The organism is Bradyrhizobium sp. CB82, from assembly GCF_029714405.1.
In the GTDB taxonomy this organism is placed as follows: Bacteria; Pseudomonadota; Alphaproteobacteria; order Rhizobiales; family Xanthobacteraceae; genus Bradyrhizobium.
This window is the reverse complement of sequence record NZ_CP121651.1, coordinates 710,863-727,955: the sequence shown is the minus strand read 5'-3', so window position 1 is coordinate 727,955 and position 17,093 is coordinate 710,863. Positions and strand designations below refer to the sequence as shown.

The following is a 17,093-nucleotide window of genomic DNA, read 5'->3' as shown; positions in this document are numbered from 1 at the left end:
TTGTTGTTGCGCAGGCAGCCGTCGCGCCTGACGCGCAAGGAGACCGAACATGATCGAACTCTTTTATTGGCCAACGCCGAACGGCCACAAGATCACGATGTTCCTGGAGGAAGCTGGGCTGGAATACGTGATCCATCCTGTCGACATCAGCGCCGGTGATCAGTTCAAGCCAGACTTTCTTGCGATCTCGCCGAATAATCGCATGCCGGCGATCGTCGACACTGCGCCGGCCGACGGAGGCAAGGCTATCAGCGTGTTCGAGTCGGGCGCCATCCTGCTGTATCTGGCCGAGAAGACCGGCCGCTTCCTTCCGAAGGATACCCGCGGCCGCAAGACCGCGACGGAGTGGCTGTTCTGGCAGGTCGGCGGCTTAGGGCCGATGGCCGGTCAGAACCACCATTTCGGTGTCTACGCGCCGACTAAGATCCCGTACGCGATCGACCGCTACGTCGGGGAGACGAACCGTCTCTACGGGGTGCTCGATCGCCACCTCGAAAACCGCGCATTCATTGTCGGCGACACCTACAGCATCGCCGACATGGCATCCTATCCCTGGGTCGTGCCGTGGAAGCGCCAACAGCAGAATCTGGATGACTTCCCGAACCTGCGGCGCTGGTTCGACGCCGTGCGCCAGCGTCCCGGCACGCAACGGGCCTACGCGAGAGGCGAACCGTACTCGAGCCGCCCTGCGGTTACGGAAGAGGGAAAGAAGATTCTTTTCGGGCAAACAGCGAGCAGGGCGTCGGTGGCGTGACGGAAGGATAGAACCTCGTTTCACGCGATGGAAGGAGAACAGCGATGAAGTCCTCGTCGGAAAACATGCAGGCGTCCGAAAGCAGGTCCATCGATCAAAGGAAGATCGCATACCAGAAACCACAGCCCATTGGCATGGTGCCGGATGTATTCATCGGCTCTGCGCTGGCGCTTGACGGGGACGAGCGGGAATGGGTCCCGCAATCGCCGACCGTCGCCTTCCGGCCGCTCGTGCTCAATGTGAGCCAAGGTTATTACATCAACATCCTTCGGGTCCGCTCCTCGGGCGTGCTGTCGCGCCATCGCCATTCCGGGCCGGTGCATGCCTTCACGTTGCGCGGAAGCTGGCGGTACCTCGAGCACGACTGGGTCGCGTCCCCTGGGGACTATGCGTTCGAGCCGCCCGGCGAGACGCACACGCTGGTCGTTCCGGATGACGTCAAAGAGATGGCCACGCTTTTCCACGTGACGGGCGGGTACACGTACGTCGATCCCTACGGCGAGGCGCTTGGATACGAAGATGTCTTCACCAAGCTCGAACACGCCATGCAGCACTACGAAGCCGTCGGGCTCGGCAAGGACCATGTGAAGAGGATCGTGCGATGACGAGACGAGAGACTGTCGATGTGGGTGGCTTGCCGATCAGCTATCTGACCGCCGGCAAAGGCGGCCCCTTGGTTCTCCTGCTTCACGGCACCTATTGGAGTCGCGTCTGGCAGCCTGTGCTCGAGGGCATCGCTGCCGCTGGTCTCCGCCCGGTAGCGGTCGATTTCCCCGGCTTTGGCCGCTCCGGAGGCGAACTCGCCCTGAGCGAGGCTTCGGTACCACGTCTTTCGGCGTGGCTCGTGCGTTTCCTCCAGGCGCTCGGGCATAAGGACCCAGTCATGGTTGCCGGCCACGACATCGGTGGCGGTGTCGCGCAGCACTGATGCTCGCAAAGGACGTGGAGGTCCCACGCGTGGCCGTCGTGAACGGTACTATGTACGACTCATGGCCGGTGCCAGGCGTTGCCCGCTTCCGGGATCCGGCGGTCGCTGCGGCAACGACGCGCGACGACATTTTGGCTGCGCGTCGCGTATCGGTCGTGAAGGCGCTCGGACGACCGGCCAGCGAAGCCGAGATCGCGGAGTATCTCAATCCCTGGACGGATCCACGGGTCGCTCGATCCTGGCTGGCGCTCGCGGGCGCCGCCGACCATCGCTACACCATGGAGATGCTGCCGGCATTACTGCAGTCCAGGGAGCCAAAGCTATTGGTGTGGGGCGAGGACGACCCGTTTCAGACCATCGACTACGCCGAACGCTACGCTCGGGAGATCCCAGAAACGCGGCTCGTCCGGATCAAGTCGGCCGGTCACATTCCGATGGAGAACGATCCCAAGGCGGTAGCTGGAGCTCTGGCCGAGTTCTTCGCCGCCGATCGCTGACGGAGGGCTGCAATGAAGGTTGCCATCCTCGACGATTACCAGAACGTGGCGCTGCGGCTCGCTGACTGGTCTGGCGTCCGCCAGCACGCCGAGATCACCGTGTTCAACGACCACGTGGCCGACCCCTCGGCCGTCATCGAACGGTTGCAGCCGTTCGATGTGGTTTGCATCATGCGTGAGCGGACGCCGCTTCCAAGGGAGATCCTGCAGCAGCTCCCGAACCTCAAGCTGATAGCTTCGACGGGACCGCGAAACGCGTCCATCGACGGCCAGGCCGCGACCGATCTCGGCATCGCGGTCACCGCGACGGGCTACGACTCGACCCCGACCATCGAGTTCACCTGGTCGCTGATCCTGGCGAACATGCGGGGCATCGACCGAGAGGCGGCGTCGCTCAAGGCGGGGGGATGGCAGACCGGTCTCGGCTCGAACCTGCGGGGCAAAACGCTCTCGGTCGTTGGGTTGGGCAACATCGGAAAAGAAGTCGCGCGGATCGCTCTTGCCTTTGGCATGAAGGTGATCGCCTGGAGCCAGAACCTGACCGAGGAGACGGCCAGTGCCGCCGGCGCTACCCGCGTCGAAAAGCCGACCCTGTTTCGCGAGGCGGACGTCGTCACGGTGCATCTCGTCCTGAGCAGGCGCACCACAGGCCTGATCGGGCGGTCCGAGTTCGCCCTGATGAAGCCGACGGCGAGACTCGTCAACACATCGCGCGGTCCGATCGTGGACGAAGCGGCTCTGATCGAAGCGCTGCAGGCGCGCCGGATCGCCAGCGCCGCCGTCGATGTGTTCGACATCGAGCCGTTGCCTATCGATCATCCCTTCCGGAAACTGGAGAACGTCCTGGCGACGCCTCACATCGGCTACGTGACCGAAGATCTCTATCGGACCTTCTACGGCGATGCCGCAGCCAACATCACGAAGTGGCTCGAGGCCAACGCGGCTGCGTAACCGTCCTCACGCGCGACAAACTCTTACTAAACAACGAGGATTGAAATCATGAGCACGACCAATCAGAGAAAAGACGTCCCGAAGAAGGTATTGATCACAGGTGCAAGCGGCCTGCTGGGCGTCGCGGCCATCGAGAGATTTCTGGACGCGGGTTGGGAGGTGGTCGGTGTCTCGCGCCGTGAGCCAGAGCTGCCGAGCGGCCGCAACGTCGACTTTCTGTCGGTCGATTTGCGTGACCAGGAAAAGACCCGCGCCGCATTCGAACCGCTGACCGACGTCACGCACATCGCCTATACGGCTCTCCACGAAAAGCCCGAGCTGGTCGCCGGCTGGTCGAGCAAGGATCAGATCGAGACCAACAATGCCATGCTGCGCAACGTGGTCGAGTCCATCGTCCGCGGCGCCAGGAATTTCCAGCACATCAGCATCCTGCAGGGGACGAAGGTCTATGGCGTGCACCTGCATCCCATTCCCATCCCGGCTCGCGAACGTGATGCCCGCAAGGATCACCCGAACTTCTTCTTCGATCAGGAGGCCTATGTCGGCGAGATGGGTGCCAAGCACGGTTTCAACTACACGGCTCTGCGCCCGCAGCTCGTCACCGGTCCGACCCCAGGGGCTCTGAACGTTCTCCCTGCCATCGGAGTCTATGCGGCGATCCGCCGCGAGAGGGGGGAGCCGTTCGGCTTCCCGGGAGGTCCGTCATTCGTTTGGGAAGCCGCCGATGCAGATCTCGTTGCAGACGTGGCGGTCTGGGCCGCCCAATCGCCGCAGGCAGCGAACGAGGCTTTCAACATCACCAATGGCGATGTGTTCGAGTGGCGTAATGTGTGGCCGGGTATCGCCGAGACTCTCGGTGCAGAGACGGGACCGGACGCGCCGACGAGCGTGACGGCCTACCTCGCCGAAAACGCCGCGATCTGGGACAAGATTGTCGCGAAGTATGGTCTTCGCTCGCGGAACCTGCGGGAGCTGGTCGGTCAAGGAGACCAGCATGCGGACTTCGCGTTCGCCTATGGCGCCCCGGCGGGACCGCGAGCCTTCGTGAGTACCATCAAGCTGCGCCAGGCCGGGTTCGCAAAGACGGTCGATACCGAGACCTCGTTCCGCAACGCGCTGCAGTCTCTGATCGACCGCAAATTCCTGCCTCCGGCGTCCAAATGATGTGGGTTTTTGCGCGGCGCGTGTCGATCGCGGGGATCAGTAATCTAGAAGGATGAGAAGGATGCTCAGGCTACAGGGCAAAGTGGCAGTGGTTACAGGCGGCAGCAGTGGCCTCGGGCTCGCGACAGCCCAGCGGTTTGCGAGAGAGGGGGCATTTGTCTACATCACCGGCCGCCGGCAGGACGAACTCAATATGGCGGTTGCTAATATCGGTGACCGTGCGGCCGCCGTTCGAGGGGACGTGCAGAAACTTGCGGGATATCGATCGGCTTTACGACCGGATCAAGAGGGAGAGGGGGAAGATCGATATTTTGGTCGCGAATGCGGGTTTCATCGATCCGGAGTCGCTCGTCGAGGTCACGGAGAAAAATTTCGATCAGACTTTCGCCATCAATGTACGAGGGCTTCTCTTTACGGTTCAGAAGGCGCTGCCTCTCTTTACTGATGGGGGCGCCATCGTCCTGATTTCGTCCATCGCCGCGTTTAAGGGGCATTCCGCGCTACACCGCCTACAGCGCGACCAAAGCAAGCGTTCGCTCGTTCGTGCGAACGTGGACCGCCGAACTCAAGAACCGCGGCATCCGTGTCAACGCGATCAGTCCGGGCGCGATCGACACGCCCATCATCGACGCTCAGGCGGTAACGAAAGAAGGCGCGGACGCGATTAGGGAGAGCTTCAAGGCTGCGACCCCACTCAACCGCCTTGGCCGGCCCGAGGAGATTGCTGCCGCAGCCCTGTTCTTGGCTTCTGACGAAAGCAGCTACGTGGCCGGAGCCGATCTCGTCGTCGATGGTGGACTGAGCGCGCTTTGAGTTTGAGGAGGCCATGTTCGCAATCCCGCGCCGCTACAGTCACTTCATCTTTGGCGTCATCCAATCGGGATTGACTCCCTTTATCGCCGCCATTGAGAAAGGCTCGTCTGCGAAGGCCGGCGACGTCGTGACGCGGCTCTCGGCGGTGGAATTGACGGCACAAGCGGACTAGGCGCGTGCCGCGCTCGCGTCCGCCATCGCAAACCGCAACAACGTCTATGCCGGTGTCCGCCGCGAAAGGTCGATTCCCTCAAGGCTGCCGTCGCCAAGGCAGGCGCCCGCCTCGACTATGTGCAGGCCCAGCTCACGCGCACCAGCAGGCTCGCACGGCAAAGCTTACCATCTTGTCGAGGCGGCGCTCGAGCACGGTGACCGCTGCGGCCGCGGCCTGGACCTGCGCGGCGCACAATTATCCGGCTTGCGTCGGGACGACCGTCTCCCGTGCCGCGTGGACCCGCCGCCAATCGAGCCCTTCGAGCAGCGCCGACAATTCCGCCGCTGAGCGAAATCCTGTTAGATGCTCGACCGGTGGTCTAGGTGGGTTGGTTGACGGCGATCAGTTTAGACTTTTTCATCGCTTTGTGTCTCGCGAGCGCGCTAAACCCTGTCTCCCGCTCCTCAACCCCACTCAGGTATCTCCTGATCTGCCAGACTTGCTCCTCGATCGGTGCCGGTACGTCCCTGATATTGGACCTGTCCCAAGCCGCGCGACGTTTGGCGTAGTGATCGGTCTTGCAATCAATGTCGACAGCTCCAACCATTGCGATCACGTCCGCTCGATCCATGATGCTCTTCATGTTGGCAATGAACTGGTGCCGGAATGTAAAAAGCGAAAACTTGATCTCACGCGAGGGGAACAGGATGTCACACGCCTCATACAGGAGTTGGGAACATTCCGAACGTCGTTGTTGAATTTTGTGATCCATGGCCCAGTCCCGTGAATTCTGGGCCATGCGCCTGACGGCTTCCACCGTATCCGGCTCAAAGCTGGAAATGTCGAGTGTACGGTAGGTCAGGCTATTCGGATCTTGTCGCTGGGGAGGCTTTCTCGCGCATGTAGCGTTCGCGCAATTGGCGTCCACGCTCGAGCAGAGGGCTCGCGTGGAGCTTGTGACCGGGTCGCTGTTCTCGTTCTCCATCTGGAGTGGCTGCCTTGCCTATTTCTGGTTCATCTCGCCTCGCGCGGGACAAACGTCGCCGTACGACATCGCGGCCGAGCGCCGCCAGGACCTGGCGGATTTGCGGTATGCTTCCGATTGGCGTCAGGACATTGACACCGCGCCAGCGGCCTTGCGGATGACGTCGAGCACCACATCGGGCTTCGACAACATGGGGACGTGCGAAGACGCGACTTCGGTCGTGGTCGCCTTCATGCGCTTCGAGACAAAACGTTGCAGATCCGGGGGAACCGTCTGGTCCTGGGTGGCGAGGACATACCAGCTGGGCTTGGCGTTCCACGCTGTGCCCTCGACCTTTTGGTTGAAGAGGTCTGCCACCGGCGCCGCCTGCGTCGCATACACCAGCTTTTGTTCCGCCTCGGACAGATCTCCCGCGAAGTGTTTGACGCCGCTTTGTTTGAGCCAGATGCGCCCTTCCGGCACATCGAGGTGGTCGAACACGGGGGACGTCGGAAACTTGCCAAGCAGGCTCTGAGAGGTTTCGTCGGCCTCCGGCGCGAGGGCCGCGATATAGACGAGTGCGGCTACCCGGGCATCGGTCCCTGCGTGCGTGATCAGTGTTCCGCCATAGGAATGACCGACGAGGATCGCCGGGCTGGGGACCCGAGCAAGGCATGCCTTCACGGCGGCGACGTCGGTCGCGAGGGAATCGAGGCCGTGCTGACTGGCCATCACGTCATGGCCCTCGGCTTGGAGCGCCGGGATCAGCTTGCTGAAGCATGATCCATCGGCCCAGAGGCCATGTGCGAAAACGATGCTTGGTTTGGTCATGGCAGTCTCCGTTGGCTGCGTGAACTTTGATCGCGTGACAGATAGGCCGCCGCTTGAGGCGGCCTCACGTTGTCGATGGCGTTCCGGCGTTGAGAAGATTGGAAATGGCGGTCACCAATTGCGCTGACGCGAACGGCTTTGGGATAACGATGCTATTCGGAACGCCATATGCGGGCCAGTCCCGATCATAGGCGGTAACGTAGATGACCGGGAAAGAGGGGTCCTTCTCTCGGATGCGCTTGGCGACTTCCCAGCCGGTCAAGCGACCCGCGAGCTTCACGTCCGTAATTAGTGCGCTGGGACGTCTGGCGCCGTCCATGAGCAGCGTCAGCGCTTCTTCGCCGGACGACACAATATCAGTGGCGAAACCGGCGTCGGTCAGCACCTTCTCAATATCGGCCTGCAAAAGATACTCGTCTTCGATGACGAGGAGCAAAGGCAACTCGGACACGGTTCCCCCTCGCGCGAACGCTGCGGCAAGGAAATGTTCCAAAGTGAACATTGGTTCCTAAAGGCTAGGCCACGCTCAAATTTAACTAGGGGTTCAACACGGATAGGACCCCGCCGCGTCCAAGAACAGATTGGCAATCGCCGAGGGACTAAGCAAATGCCCATCGAAATGTCCGTTAGGGGCACAAAGCGCGAGTTTGGGGTTCGGCAGCAAACTTCCGCTGCACGGCGTCAACGACACCGAAAGGCACAGAATGATACCTTCGGCGGTGCGAACGACCTACGAGGCAAAATATCAGGCTGCGTGGTGCGCGCCGCCAAAGCGGGGCTCAATCCGTTGGCTGCGGGCCGTCGTAGCCTTCGATCACGATGATATCGATGTCCACGGCGCCCGCGCGCAGTCCCCTCGCCCTGGTGTATTCCGGTGAGCGGTAGCAGGCGAGCGCGACAGTATGGCTCCGGCCCGGAATTACTGAAGCTCTGAGAATCAGCTCTCCAAGAATCGATGAGGCTCACCTCTTGGGCCTTGCACAACAGCAGACCTGCCAGGTGCCGAATCAACATAAAGGACTATCTGATCGTCGCCGCAATGCGCCAAGCACCGACCGCGACCTCCGCATTGCTACATCGCTAGACCGTTGGGATAGTGCCACCATCGATGACGTATTCAGCCCCCGTAATCGATGCGGCGCGCGGCGAAACCAGAAACGCGATGAGATCGGCCACTTCCTTCGGCTTCGCGGGGCGACCGAGCGGAATACCGCCAAGACCTTTCATGATCATTTGCTTCCCGCCTTCATAGTCTGTGCCGGCCTGTGCCGCGAGACGATCGGCCAGGGCAACAGCCGCTTCGGTTTCGATCCAGCCAGGTGAGACACGGACCACGCGGATACCCTTCGGCGTGACCTCCTTTGACAGGCTCTTGCTGTAGGTGGACAACGCGGATTTAGCCGCGGCATAGGCGGTGGTCGATTCGGGCAGTGGAAGCTGGCGTTGGATCGACGTGACGTGAATGATTACGCCTGATCCTTGTGCGATCATTGACGGCAACAGCGCGCGATCCAGCCGAACTGCCGCAAAGAGATTCTGGTTCAATTCTTTTTGCCATTCACTGTCAACGAGGGCTGCGAATCCACCACTTGGCGCGCTCGAGCCACCCAGCACGTCGACGATGATGTCGATGCCACCGAGCTGTTGTAAGGTCCACGTCGCAACGGCGTTGCAACCATCAGCCGTTGAGAGATCGGCCGCAACGTAACGCACGCCATCGGCCGGCTGAGTTGGGAGCAATCGGGCCGTTGTGACGACTCTCGCGCCGGCCTCGCGCAGCACCTCGACCACCGCGGCACCAACGCCCTTGGTGCCGCCGGTGACGAGCGCTCGGCGGTTCGTGAGCTGAAGATCGAAACTCATGGGGCGATCTCCAGCGCCGCGATCTTGCCGCGCTCGAGGCGGAATCGGTGTCGCAGAATGACCGGGCTCCCGGGAAAGTTACCCGTCAGCCGGCTGGTGACGACAACCACGCCATCCGTCTCATCGAGGGCCAAAAGCTCGCTCGTGAAGGTATACTTGGCCGACACGTCGGTCCGCCATTTCGTGATGGCCGGGAGGCCGGTGTAGGTATGCCCCTCATCTTTCACAATGGCATCGTTGGTGAAGCATCGCGTGACCGCCATCGCGTCGCGCCCGTCAGCGGCAAAGTACGCGGCGATCGGTTCGGGAATATCAAGGCGTTCGCTCATCTCAAATCTCCATCGGTCGATTGATGTGACCAAGATGACGATTTCTATCCATAAGATAATGACCTATAGTTGGATCAGCCTATTTAGGAAATGATGCATAATGCGCGGTTCCGATTTTGCCGAATTGAGGGCTTTTGCAGCCGTCGTCGAACGCGCGAGTTTCGCACACGCCGCAGGTCATTTGGGGCTATCGGCGTCAGCGTTGAGCCAGACGATCCGCCAACTGGAGACGCGTCTTGGGGTGCGGCTTTTGAATCGCACCACGCGCAGCGTGGCGCCCACGCCGGCCGGGGCTCGGTTGTACGAGCGCATCACACCTATGATGCTGGAGCTGGACGCTGCGGTCGCCGAGGCCATGACGGCTACCGGCCGCACTGCCGGCACGTTGCGCATCAATGCGCTCGGCATGGCCGTCAGAAAGGTGATTGCACCGAGGCTCGGACGTTTCTATGCAGCGCATCCGGATGTCGTGCTCGATATCGTGATCGACGATGGATTGACGGATATCGTTGCCGGCCGGTTCGACGCCGGCATCCGCGTCGGCGAGCGGCTCGAGAAGGATATGATCGCCGTGCGCCTGACGCCCGACGTCGAGATGATTGCCGTCGCATCACCTGACTATCTCTCTCGGCACGGCGAGCCGAAGACACCGGCGGAGCTGCATAACCACGTGTGCATCAACTGGCGGTTTCCCGGCAGCGGCAATCTCTATCGATGGCAGCTGGACAAGAAAGGAAACAAAATTGAGTTGAGTGTGACGGGCGCATTGATCTCAAACCATGAGGATGTCGTATTCGAAGGCGCGTTGCAGGGATTGGGCATCCTCTACGCGCACGACGACGATCGCATTCACGAAGCGATCGCGCGAGGCCAGCTCAAGCGTCTGCTCGCTGGGTGGTCCCCAACCGTTCCCGGTCTTTTTCTCTACTATTCGAACCGCCGTCACGCCCAGCCGGCGCTACGCGCATTTATCGACTGTTTGCTCGACCAAGATGCGCGGCCCAGTTTAGGGCAAAGACGGTCATCGGACAGTTCGCGTCAGCGACGTCGCACTGGCCAGCCTTGAATTGAGTGAGCAGAGCCGGTGACGACGCTGGATGTCTCCTATGGGTCTTGGCCGCGTGAAAACGTTTCAATGCGGGGGCGGCGCTTTGAACAGCCCCATGGGGTCGCGGATTGGCGCCGAAATGGCATAATTTCCGGCGAGGCCCCGGAAGCCAGCCCAATGGCTTGCCCGAGCCACTATAATCGATGATGAGGTTGGTGGCACGCGCGCGACAGCGCTCCTGGCTCACGCCTGAATCGCCGCGATCAACGCACCAGCACCCATGATGTTCATCACGCGCGTGAGATTGTAGGCGAGCACGTGCAGCGCCATCTCAGTGGCGACCTTCGGCAAGCGCTTCGTCAGGAAGTGCGTCGCGCCCATGCGCATCTTCAGCGTGCGGAACGGATGCTCGACCGTCTCGCGACGGCGACGCATCGCCTGGCCGATTAGGTGTCGTCGCCAGGACGCTGTGGTTAGCCTCGGGTCGCTCGCGGTCGGTCTTACAGGATGAAGGCGTGAGCGCGCGTGCGGGCAGATCTATCGATCAACGTCCTGGACCGGGCAGGGCACATCGTGCCCACTCGGAAGGATCCGGCTTCTCAACAGAACGCGCTATCCGAGATGTCCCGCGACGAGCTCGTTGCCTTCATCGAGCGCAACCAAGCTGAGATCGACAAAGTTGTCGGAAGAGCGCCGTCATTGTGCGCAGCGCTGTTGGCTGGCGTCAACGTTCAGCAAAAGTCAGACGATTGCGCTATCACCAATCTATCAAACGCGGGCTATCAATCGTCACTGCAATCTGCGAAATTTGACTGCCGACAAACAATAATGCGCTTTGTGAAAAACAAGCCGAAGGGAGGGTTCGCAATGGAGAAGGTGCGACGCTTACGTGCGATGGGTTCGCTGTGTCGTCAACAGGCCGCGTACAACAGCATGAACAAATGGAAGCTCCTCGCCGAAGCAGAATACTGGGAGTACCTAGCTGAGCTTGCGCTGTCGTCCTACTTCCAAGAATGCAATGCGGCTAGCTCAAACGAGAGCGAGCAGCCTGCCTTGGGAGTTACAGCTCGCGCTCGATTGCAGGATGCTGCCGGCTCTTGACTTTGATCCAGTACTTACATCGGCCAGCGACGTAAGGTTGTTCACGATGCTTTGACACCAGTCGTTCAAGCCCCAACTTGCAGGCAGCTCGAAACAGATCAGGCCCAAGTTCGCCACGTTCGAAAGGATTGATGAACACGCCTTCAGGACGACGGGCCAGCAGGGGCTCCAAATTCGTTTTCCGCAGCGACCGGGCGAGCATGCGCAAGTCCTCACCGCCTTCCGCGAGAATATCGATGGCGCAGAACTGCACTTCCTGATCGTGCTTGCGCGAGTGAAGCGCGTTAAAATCTGAGATGCCATCGATGCCGAGCACGACCGCTTCGCCGTCGAGCTCGAATTGCTTCTGGCGGACCTTGCGCGCGGCCTCCACGATCCACGGATAACGGCTGGTCCAATTGTAGCCACCGCGCGTGATCATGCGCACGCGGTCGCCATCGCGCTCTAGCCGGTCTCGTGGGGCCAATCGGGGCCGTCAGGGACGCTGGTCGCTCTTAGATCAGCATTCGCGGCGGTTTTTGGAGCACGGCACCTCACGCTACCGCTTGCCCCACCACGTCGGATCGTCTCCGAGATTCTTTTGGTGCGCAGTGAAGGAACTTGTTTCGCAGCTATTGGGATATCGCAATGTAGTGACGCCCTTTTTGCATGGAACGTCGGCGAGTGACCATTTTGAATCCTCGAGTTGCTCGCCTTGGGCGCGGAACTAAAAGTAGGAGGAGATATCGTGATTAGGAAAGCAAGGCTTCTTGCAGTAACCGCGATACCGGCGTTGTTGATTGCAGCGTCCGGCCCGCTGCATGCGCAAGTGGGCGGGGTCGGCGGAGTTGGCGGGGTCGGCGGAGTAGGTGGGGTCGGCGGGGTCGGCGGAGTTGGTGGAATTGGCGGAGTTGGCGGGGTGGGCGGAGCTGCTGGGGTCGGCGGAGCTGCCGGGGTCGGCGGAGTTGGCGGGGTCGGCGGAGCTGCTGGGGTCGGCGGAGCTGCCGGGGTCGGCGGAGTTGGCGGGGTCGGCGGAGCTGCCGGGGTTAGCGGAGCTGCTGGGGTTAGCGGAGTTGGTACGGGTGTGGGTACTGTCGGCCCCGCGAGTTCGATATCGGGCGTGACTCCGGGGCATTCGCCAAGTTCGATATCGGGCCTGCCTTCCGTTCATTCGGCAAAACACGGGATGCATTCTCAAAAGGGCCGCGAGCATCATCGAGCGCAAGAAGGGCAGCACGAGATACGCGAGCATAATGAAGCGCTAGGACAGCACAAGCAGAAAGGCGGCAAGCATCAGCAGGCGCAAGAAGAGCAGCACGAGACTGAAGCGCTAGAACAGCATGGCCGCGAGCAGAAAGGCCACGAGCATCATCAAGCGCAAGAAGAGCAGCACGAGATGCGGCAATTGTGCGGCGATCCGGACAAGGGCGTCACCGCCTGGCCGCTTGCCGAGATCGCGCAGGCGGTCCAGCCGACGCCGGAGCAGCGCGCTTTGCTCGACGAATTGAAAGCCGCGGCGGCGAAGGCTGCCGATGTGCTCAAGGAGTCGTGCACCGATACCTATGCGCTGACGCCACCCGGCCGCTTGCGCGCGATGACGAACCGCGTCAGCGCCACGCTCGAGGCGGTGAAGATCGTGCGGCCGGCGCTCGAGAAGTTCTATGGTTCGCTCAGCGACGAGCAGCAGGCACGTTTCAACGCGCTCGGTATCGGCGAGCCTTCGCAACAGCAGCCCCAGCAGCAGGAAGCGAATGCTCAGCCTGAGAGCTGCGGCGATCCGAAATCAAGCCTGACGCAGCTGCCGATCGAACGGATCGATGCAGTGGTAAACCCGGCTGGCAAACAAAAGGAAGCGCTCGAACGCCTGGGCGACGCGACTAAACAGGCGATTCATGGACTGCAAGCTACCTGCCCGAATGAAGTGCCGTTGACACCAGTCGGACGGCTGGAAGCCATGCAGAGGCGACTCGAAGCCATGCTGGAGGCGGCCAGTTGGGTGCAGCCCGCATTGGATGAATTCTACGCGACGCTCAGCAGCGAGCAGAAGGCGCGCTTCAACACGCTGCCCCGGAGGGCAAGCCAGTGATCGCCACCAGCGTTGCCTAAGCAATGATCCTAGAGCGTGATGGGATTAGGTCTAGGTCAGGTCGGGCGCCTCGGTGCTCACCTCTCCCCAGCGGGGAGAGGTCGGATTGCGAAGCAATCGGGGTGAGGGGCCGCAGAGCTCAGTGAGACCGTGACCCTCACCCGGATCGCATCTTTCGATGCGATCCGACCTCTCCCTACGGGAGAGGTGAACCGAGCGCTCCGGCTGGCAGCGATTCAATCAGAACTCATCATGCTTTACCACGCTCCGGTGCCGGTCGATGCAGGTGTGCAGCACTTCGTCCATAGGCTTCTCCCACCAGTCGTTGGAGAAGATCTCGATCTCGGAATAGCCAGCATAGCCTTGGGCCTCGACCGCGGCGCGCACCGATTTGATGTCGATGACGCCGTCGCCCATCATGCCGCGGTCGTTGAGGATGTCCTTCGTCGGCACCAGCCAGTCGCAGACATGGAACGCCAGCAGGCGGTCTTGGCCCGCGCGCGCGATCTGGGCCATCAGCTCCGGATCCATCACTAGCCTGTCGCGACTGGAAAGCCCCTGCCATGAGCAGCGCTTTCTGCCTAAGATGGCCAACGTGACGCGACCTTGGGAACACGCATCCCAACGTCGCGCTCCTCGTCAGTCGTGAGGATCACCGGCATCGCCTTGGGATGGATCGGCGCAACCTGTCATTCGGCCTGCAATATTGACCCCCCGTATTGCCTCATCTGCAGATGTTACCCTGATGGCGCCATTGCCGATGATGATCCGATGTCGATTGATCGGCCGCGCCAGGTGGCTTTCCCGGCTTGCTCGACGAGAGGGGCTGTGGGCGGGTCGGGCCCTACATAGCCCGAGCCGTCCACAACCCCGGGCCATGGGGCAGCGGTCGTGGCGGCGCCAAGCGCCTCCTGAGCGACCAGCTGTTCGGCAGCCTTGCGTCTAAGCGCCCTCAGCAGACGCTGCACGATCGAATGCTGTCTCGTCCCGAACTCCTCGGGGTATTTCTCGCTCAGCCGGCCGACAATGGCGAGTGCCGTCAGCTGCGGCTGCGCAGCGAGCCAACCCTCGATCGTAGCAATATGTGGGTCGAGCTTGGACGGCATGCGAACTCTAGTTTTATAGGGCCGACGGGATCGCCGGTGTGTGGCACGAGTCTCGCCGCCCTTCGCCGTCTTGCCGAGCGTTTTGGCAAAATTGGCTGCGGTCGCTGGCGCGTTGCGGGCCACGCGCCTGTCCGGCTCGACGGTCGACACGATTGCCGAGCTCCTCCTGGGCCGAGCGAATCTCGGCCAAGAGCGCGATTGGATCGAGCGAGCGATACTGATCGCGTAGCCGTTTCTTCACAGCCGTGGTTACCTTGGGATGCGCCAATGTACGCTCATAGGGCGTCGACGGAGGATAATAGCGCTTGATCACTTTAGCTCCTTCGCGGCGCTTCTCCTTCAGCTTGAAGGATGGCTGGAAGAAGTTGACGTAGAGCCGTGCGGCCGCATAGAGGCGACCCATCACGTGCGCCGTCTCGACGCCATCGAAGCGGCCGTAACCCATGAGGCGGCGGACGACGGCACCATTCTTCTGTTCGACGAACGCTTGATCGTTCTTCTTGTACGCGCGCGAACGCGTCACTTCGAGCTTCTGTTCGCGACACCATGGCACGACGACATCGTTCATGAAGGCGCTGTCGTTATCGAAGTCCACGCCGCGCAAAAGCCAGGGGAACAGGCTCTGTGCGTGTTTTATCGCCTCGACGACCAGCGAGCCATCCCGCGTCACCAATGGCAGGCACTCCGTCCAGCCCGTGGCGATATCGACCATCGTCAGGGTCTGGATGAATGAGCCAGCCACTGACGTGCCGCCATGGGCCACCATGTCGACCTCGCAGAATCCCGGCGGCGGACTGTTCCAGTCATTGAACGTGCGGATCGGGACCTCGCGCCGAATTGCCGAATAGAACCCTGCACGTCGGCGCCTGCCGCCGCTCGCCGCGACCTTCACGTCAACGAGCAGGCGATCGATGGTAGCGGCGCTGATGGCCAGAATACGACCACGATCCGCTTGGCCAAGCTGCAACCGACCATGTTGCTCAAGGGCTGGCAGCAAGGTCGGGATCATCACCTTGAGCCGCTTGCCACACACCCGATCCGATGCCTCCCACAGAGCCGTCAGCGCGTCCTTGATCGTCGCGCCATATCTTCGTCTGCGTTCTCGTGGTGCCTCGACCTCGCTCGGCCCAACCGTCTCATGTTGCCGTAGCGCGCGCACCGCATGCTTGCGATGCCACCCCGTCGTCGTGCACAACGCGTCGAGGATCTCCCCCTTCTCCGCCCGTTTGGCCGACCGGTAACGCTCCGTCACCGCCGACACCACCTCGCGCCGCGCGCCCATACTGATCCTTCCCGCCATCGACGACACCGACCCGATTCGGTGACGCCGCCCCAGTCATCGGCGGGAAATTGTCCAGTAACATTCTGGGTGAGGCAATGCGGGGTCAAATTTGAACGCCGATTGACAATCGGCTCTTGCCCCCGCGCAGCGGGCTGGAGCGCAGCGACTTTGTGCTGTGGCCCTTCGCGACGAAATCCGCCTATCGCCTGTATGTCGGCTGTGAGGGGTAGACCGGACCTAACGGAGATCGAGCAAAACTATCGCGATTGACCCGGATGTATGGTCCGGCCGCGTTGCAAGAGGTTTCGTTAACCTGGCCGATGCGGTCTTGCATCAATGTATCCGGCCTCTGATTGGAGCGTGTTGGGCTCCGGGCCATCATGGATATCAGCGCGCATGCGAGCTATTTAGCCGACAGGCCTCGAATGGGCCATTCGGGTCAGTGTTCTGCATGCGCCGGGAAGACCGGTCCTCCATCGTAATCGAGGAAGATTTGCGCGCTTTTGGAGCAACGCCGATGACGGACGGAAAATCGATCAGCTATCTCCGAGTTTCGACCGATCGGCAGGGCAAATCCGGTCTTGGCATCGAGGCACAGCGTAATGCGGTCGCCGAGTACCTGAACGGCGGCAACTGGTCGCTCGTGAAGGAGTTCGTCGAAGTGGAGAGCGGAAAGAACACCGAGCGGCCAAAGCTTGGCGAGGCCATCAAGGCTTGCCGAGTCTAACGGCGCAAAGCTGGTCATTGCCAAACTCGACCGATTGTCCCGCGATGCTCACTTCCTGCTCGGTCTGGAAACGGCTGGCGTTGATTTCGTTGCGGCCGATATGCCGAATGCAAATCGTTTGACCGTGGGGATCATGGCAATGGTTGCAGAGGAAGAGCGGCCGATGATCAGCAAGCGCACGAAGGATGCGCTGGCGGCGGCAAAGAAGCGCGGCACGAAGCTTGGTGGTGATCGCGGCGTGGTGCCGAGCAAGAAGACCCGCGCAATGGGCGTGCAAGCCTTGCAGGCGCGCGCTGATGCCAAGGCTGCCGATCTAGGCCCAATTATCGAAGAGCTACAGGCGACCGGGAAAAACGAGTCTGAGGGCCATTGCCGCGGGCCTGAATGATGCGGGCATTCCTACCGCTCGTGACGGGAAATGGTCGTCACCGCAGGTAATGCGGATGCTGGAGCGAATCGATCCCTTTCGCGAAGAAGAAGCGGCGGCGTGAGCGTGTAAACGGTAGATGAAGTTTG

The 17,093-nt window shown here is 61.3% G+C and carries 17 protein-coding genes and 5 pseudogenes; 11 read left to right on the top strand and 11 right to left on the bottom strand.

Annotated elements, in window-relative coordinates; all coding sequences use genetic code 11:
- The first annotated feature begins 49 nt into the window (after positions 1–49).
- The 7 genes and pseudogenes from QA640_RS47445 (at position 50) to QA640_RS47415 (ending at position 5,279) form a co-directional block, all read left to right on the top strand.
- On the top strand, positions 50–754 hold the full coding sequence (locus QA640_RS47445; protein ID WP_283043387.1) for a glutathione binding-like protein: 705 nt from the start codon (positions 50–52) through the stop codon (positions 752–754).
- A gap of 134 nt (positions 755–888) precedes the next feature.
- Positions 889–1,359 (top strand): 2,4'-dihydroxyacetophenone dioxygenase family protein, encoded by a 471-nt coding sequence (locus QA640_RS47440; protein ID WP_283043891.1) that lies wholly within the window; start codon positions 889–891, stop codon positions 1,357–1,359.
- Positions 1,356–2,179 (top strand): annotated as a pseudogene (locus QA640_RS47435) (alpha/beta hydrolase). The gene QA640_RS47440 and the pseudogene QA640_RS47435 overlap by 4 nt, the downstream one beginning before the upstream one ends.
- Positions 2,180–2,191: 12 nt before the next feature.
- Positions 2,192–3,130, top strand: coding sequence for a D-2-hydroxyacid dehydrogenase family protein (locus QA640_RS47430; RefSeq protein ID WP_283043386.1), 939 nt, complete (start codon positions 2,192–2,194; stop codon positions 3,128–3,130).
- A gap of 48 nt (positions 3,131–3,178) precedes the next feature.
- On the top strand, positions 3,179–4,294 hold the full coding sequence (locus QA640_RS47425; RefSeq protein ID WP_283043385.1) for an SDR family oxidoreductase: 1,116 nt from the start codon (positions 3,179–3,181) through the stop codon (positions 4,292–4,294).
- Positions 4,295–4,355: 61 nt separating this feature from the next.
- Positions 4,356–5,107: pseudogene (locus QA640_RS47420) on the top strand (glucose 1-dehydrogenase).
- A 13-nt stretch (positions 5,108–5,120) separates the two neighbouring features.
- The gene (locus tag QA640_RS47415) at positions 5,121–5,279 is read left to right on the top strand and encodes a hypothetical protein (protein ID WP_283043384.1); all 159 of its coding nucleotides are present in this window, start codon (positions 5,121–5,123) and stop codon (positions 5,277–5,279) included.
- Positions 5,280–5,640: 361 nt separating this feature from the next.
- Here QA640_RS47415 and QA640_RS47410 read toward each other — a convergent pair whose 3' ends face one another.
- The 6 genes from QA640_RS47410 to QA640_RS47385 form a co-directional block, all read right to left on the bottom strand.
- Positions 5,641–6,246 carry a hypothetical protein gene (locus QA640_RS47410; protein WP_283043383.1) on the bottom strand — a complete coding sequence of 202 codons (606 nt, stop codon included), beginning with the start codon at positions 6,244–6,246 and terminating at the stop codon, positions 5,641–5,643.
- 123 nt (positions 6,247–6,369) lie between these two features.
- Complete coding sequence (locus tag QA640_RS47405) at positions 6,370–7,056, bottom strand: alpha/beta hydrolase (protein ID WP_283043382.1); 687 nt, start codon at positions 7,054–7,056, stop codon at positions 6,370–6,372.
- 64 nt (positions 7,057–7,120) lie between these two features.
- Positions 7,121–7,507: a response regulator gene (locus QA640_RS47400; protein WP_283043381.1), complete on the bottom strand. Its 387-nt coding sequence runs from the start codon at positions 7,505–7,507 to the stop codon at positions 7,121–7,123.
- Positions 7,508–7,835: 328 nt separating this feature from the next.
- A complete protein-coding gene (locus QA640_RS47395) occupies positions 7,836–7,976 on the bottom strand; it encodes a DUF1330 domain-containing protein (RefSeq protein ID WP_283043890.1) in 141 nt (46 codons plus the stop codon).
- Between the two features lie 160 nt (positions 7,977–8,136).
- Positions 8,137–8,919, bottom strand: coding sequence for an SDR family oxidoreductase (locus tag QA640_RS47390; RefSeq protein WP_283043380.1), 783 nt, complete (start codon positions 8,917–8,919; stop codon positions 8,137–8,139).
- Positions 8,916–9,248 carry a nuclear transport factor 2 family protein gene (locus QA640_RS47385; protein WP_283043379.1) on the bottom strand — a complete coding sequence of 111 codons (333 nt, stop codon included), beginning with the start codon at positions 9,246–9,248 and terminating at the stop codon, positions 8,916–8,918. The genes QA640_RS47390 and QA640_RS47385 overlap by 4 nt, the downstream gene beginning before the upstream one ends.
- Positions 9,249–9,348: 100 nt before the next feature.
- Between QA640_RS47385 and QA640_RS47380 the strand changes: the two genes are divergently transcribed.
- Positions 9,349–10,314, top strand: a complete 966-nt coding sequence (locus tag QA640_RS47380; RefSeq protein WP_283043377.1) for a LysR family transcriptional regulator — start codon at positions 9,349–9,351, stop codon at positions 10,312–10,314.
- A gap of 225 nt (positions 10,315–10,539) precedes the next feature.
- Here the strand turns inward: QA640_RS47380 and QA640_RS47375 are convergent.
- Positions 10,540–10,734 (bottom strand): annotated as a pseudogene (locus QA640_RS47375) (transposase); the annotation flags it as partial.
- Between the two features lie 429 nt (positions 10,735–11,163).
- On the opposite strand from QA640_RS47375, the gene QA640_RS47370 reads away from it, so the two are divergent.
- On the top strand, positions 11,164–11,397 hold the full coding sequence (locus tag QA640_RS47370; protein ID WP_283043889.1) for a hypothetical protein: 234 nt from the start codon (positions 11,164–11,166) through the stop codon (positions 11,395–11,397).
- On the opposite strand, the gene QA640_RS47365 is transcribed toward QA640_RS47370, so the two are convergent.
- On the bottom strand, positions 11,357–11,818 hold the full coding sequence (locus QA640_RS47365; RefSeq protein WP_349253791.1) for a DNA ligase: 462 nt from the start codon (positions 11,816–11,818) through the stop codon (positions 11,357–11,359). The genes QA640_RS47370 and QA640_RS47365 overlap by 41 nt on opposite strands.
- A 744-nt stretch (positions 11,819–12,562) precedes the next feature.
- Between QA640_RS47365 and QA640_RS47360 the strand changes: the two genes are divergently transcribed.
- Positions 12,563–13,462, top strand: coding sequence for a Spy/CpxP family protein refolding chaperone (locus tag QA640_RS47360; protein WP_283043376.1), 900 nt, complete (start codon positions 12,563–12,565; stop codon positions 13,460–13,462).
- A gap of 240 nt (positions 13,463–13,702) precedes the next feature.
- On the opposite strand, the pseudogene QA640_RS47355 reads toward QA640_RS47360, so the two are convergent.
- The 3 genes and pseudogenes from QA640_RS47355 to QA640_RS47345 all read right to left on the bottom strand — a co-directional run.
- A pseudogene (locus tag QA640_RS47355) lies at positions 13,703–13,990 on the bottom strand (TIM barrel protein); the annotation flags it as partial.
- Between the two features lie 209 nt (positions 13,991–14,199).
- A complete protein-coding gene (locus tag QA640_RS47350; protein ID WP_283043375.1) occupies positions 14,200–14,568 on the bottom strand; it encodes a hypothetical protein in 369 nt (122 codons plus the stop codon).
- A 13-nt stretch (positions 14,569–14,581) separates the two neighbouring features.
- On the bottom strand, positions 14,582–15,868 hold the full coding sequence (locus QA640_RS47345; RefSeq protein ID WP_283043374.1) for a transposase family protein: 1,287 nt from the start codon (positions 15,866–15,868) through the stop codon (positions 14,582–14,584).
- Positions 15,869–16,367: 499 nt separating this feature from the next.
- Here QA640_RS47345 and QA640_RS47340 point away from each other — a divergent pair.
- Positions 16,368–17,068, top strand: a pseudogene (locus tag QA640_RS47340) (recombinase family protein).
- The last annotated feature ends 25 nt before the right edge of the window (positions 17,069–17,093 follow it).

Bases quoted from the DNA above. Each gene is read 5' to 3' on its own strand.
- QA640_RS47445 (WP_283043387.1), top strand. From the start codon at position 50: ATGATCGAACTCTTTTATTGGCCAACGCCGAACGGCCACAAGATCACG.
- QA640_RS47440 (WP_283043891.1), top strand. From the start codon at position 889: ATGGTGCCGGATGTATTCATCGGCTCTGCGCTGGCGCTTGACGGGGAC.
- QA640_RS47430 (WP_283043386.1), top strand. From the start codon at position 2,192: ATGAAGGTTGCCATCCTCGACGATTACCAGAACGTGGCGCTGCGGCTC.
- QA640_RS47425 (WP_283043385.1), top strand. From the start codon at position 3,179: ATGAGCACGACCAATCAGAGAAAAGACGTCCCGAAGAAGGTATTGATC.
- QA640_RS47415 (WP_283043384.1), top strand. From the start codon at position 5,121: ATGTTCGCAATCCCGCGCCGCTACAGTCACTTCATCTTTGGCGTCATC.
- QA640_RS47410 (WP_283043383.1), bottom strand. From the start codon at position 6,246: ATGGAGAACGAGAACAGCGACCCGGTCACAAGCTCCACGCGAGCCCTC.
- QA640_RS47405 (WP_283043382.1), bottom strand. From the start codon at position 7,056: ATGACCAAACCAAGCATCGTTTTCGCACATGGCCTCTGGGCCGATGGA.
- QA640_RS47390 (WP_283043380.1), bottom strand. From the start codon at position 8,919: ATGAGTTTCGATCTTCAGCTCACGAACCGCCGAGCGCTCGTCACCGGC.
- QA640_RS47385 (WP_283043379.1), bottom strand. From the start codon at position 9,248: ATGAGCGAACGCCTTGATATTCCCGAACCGATCGCCGCGTACTTTGCC.
- QA640_RS47380 (WP_283043377.1), top strand. From the start codon at position 9,349: ATGCGCGGTTCCGATTTTGCCGAATTGAGGGCTTTTGCAGCCGTCGTC.
- QA640_RS47370 (WP_283043889.1), top strand. From the start codon at position 11,164: ATGGAGAAGGTGCGACGCTTACGTGCGATGGGTTCGCTGTGTCGTCAA.
- QA640_RS47365 (WP_349253791.1), bottom strand. From the start codon at position 11,818: ATGATCACGCGCGGTGGCTACAATTGGACCAGCCGTTATCCGTGGATC.
- QA640_RS47360 (WP_283043376.1), top strand. From the start codon at position 12,563: ATGCATTCTCAAAAGGGCCGCGAGCATCATCGAGCGCAAGAAGGGCAG.
- QA640_RS47350 (WP_283043375.1), bottom strand. From the start codon at position 14,568: ATGCCGTCCAAGCTCGACCCACATATTGCTACGATCGAGGGTTGGCTC.
- QA640_RS47345 (WP_283043374.1), bottom strand. From the start codon at position 15,868: ATGGCGGGAAGGATCAGTATGGGCGCGCGGCGCGAGGTGGTGTCGGCG.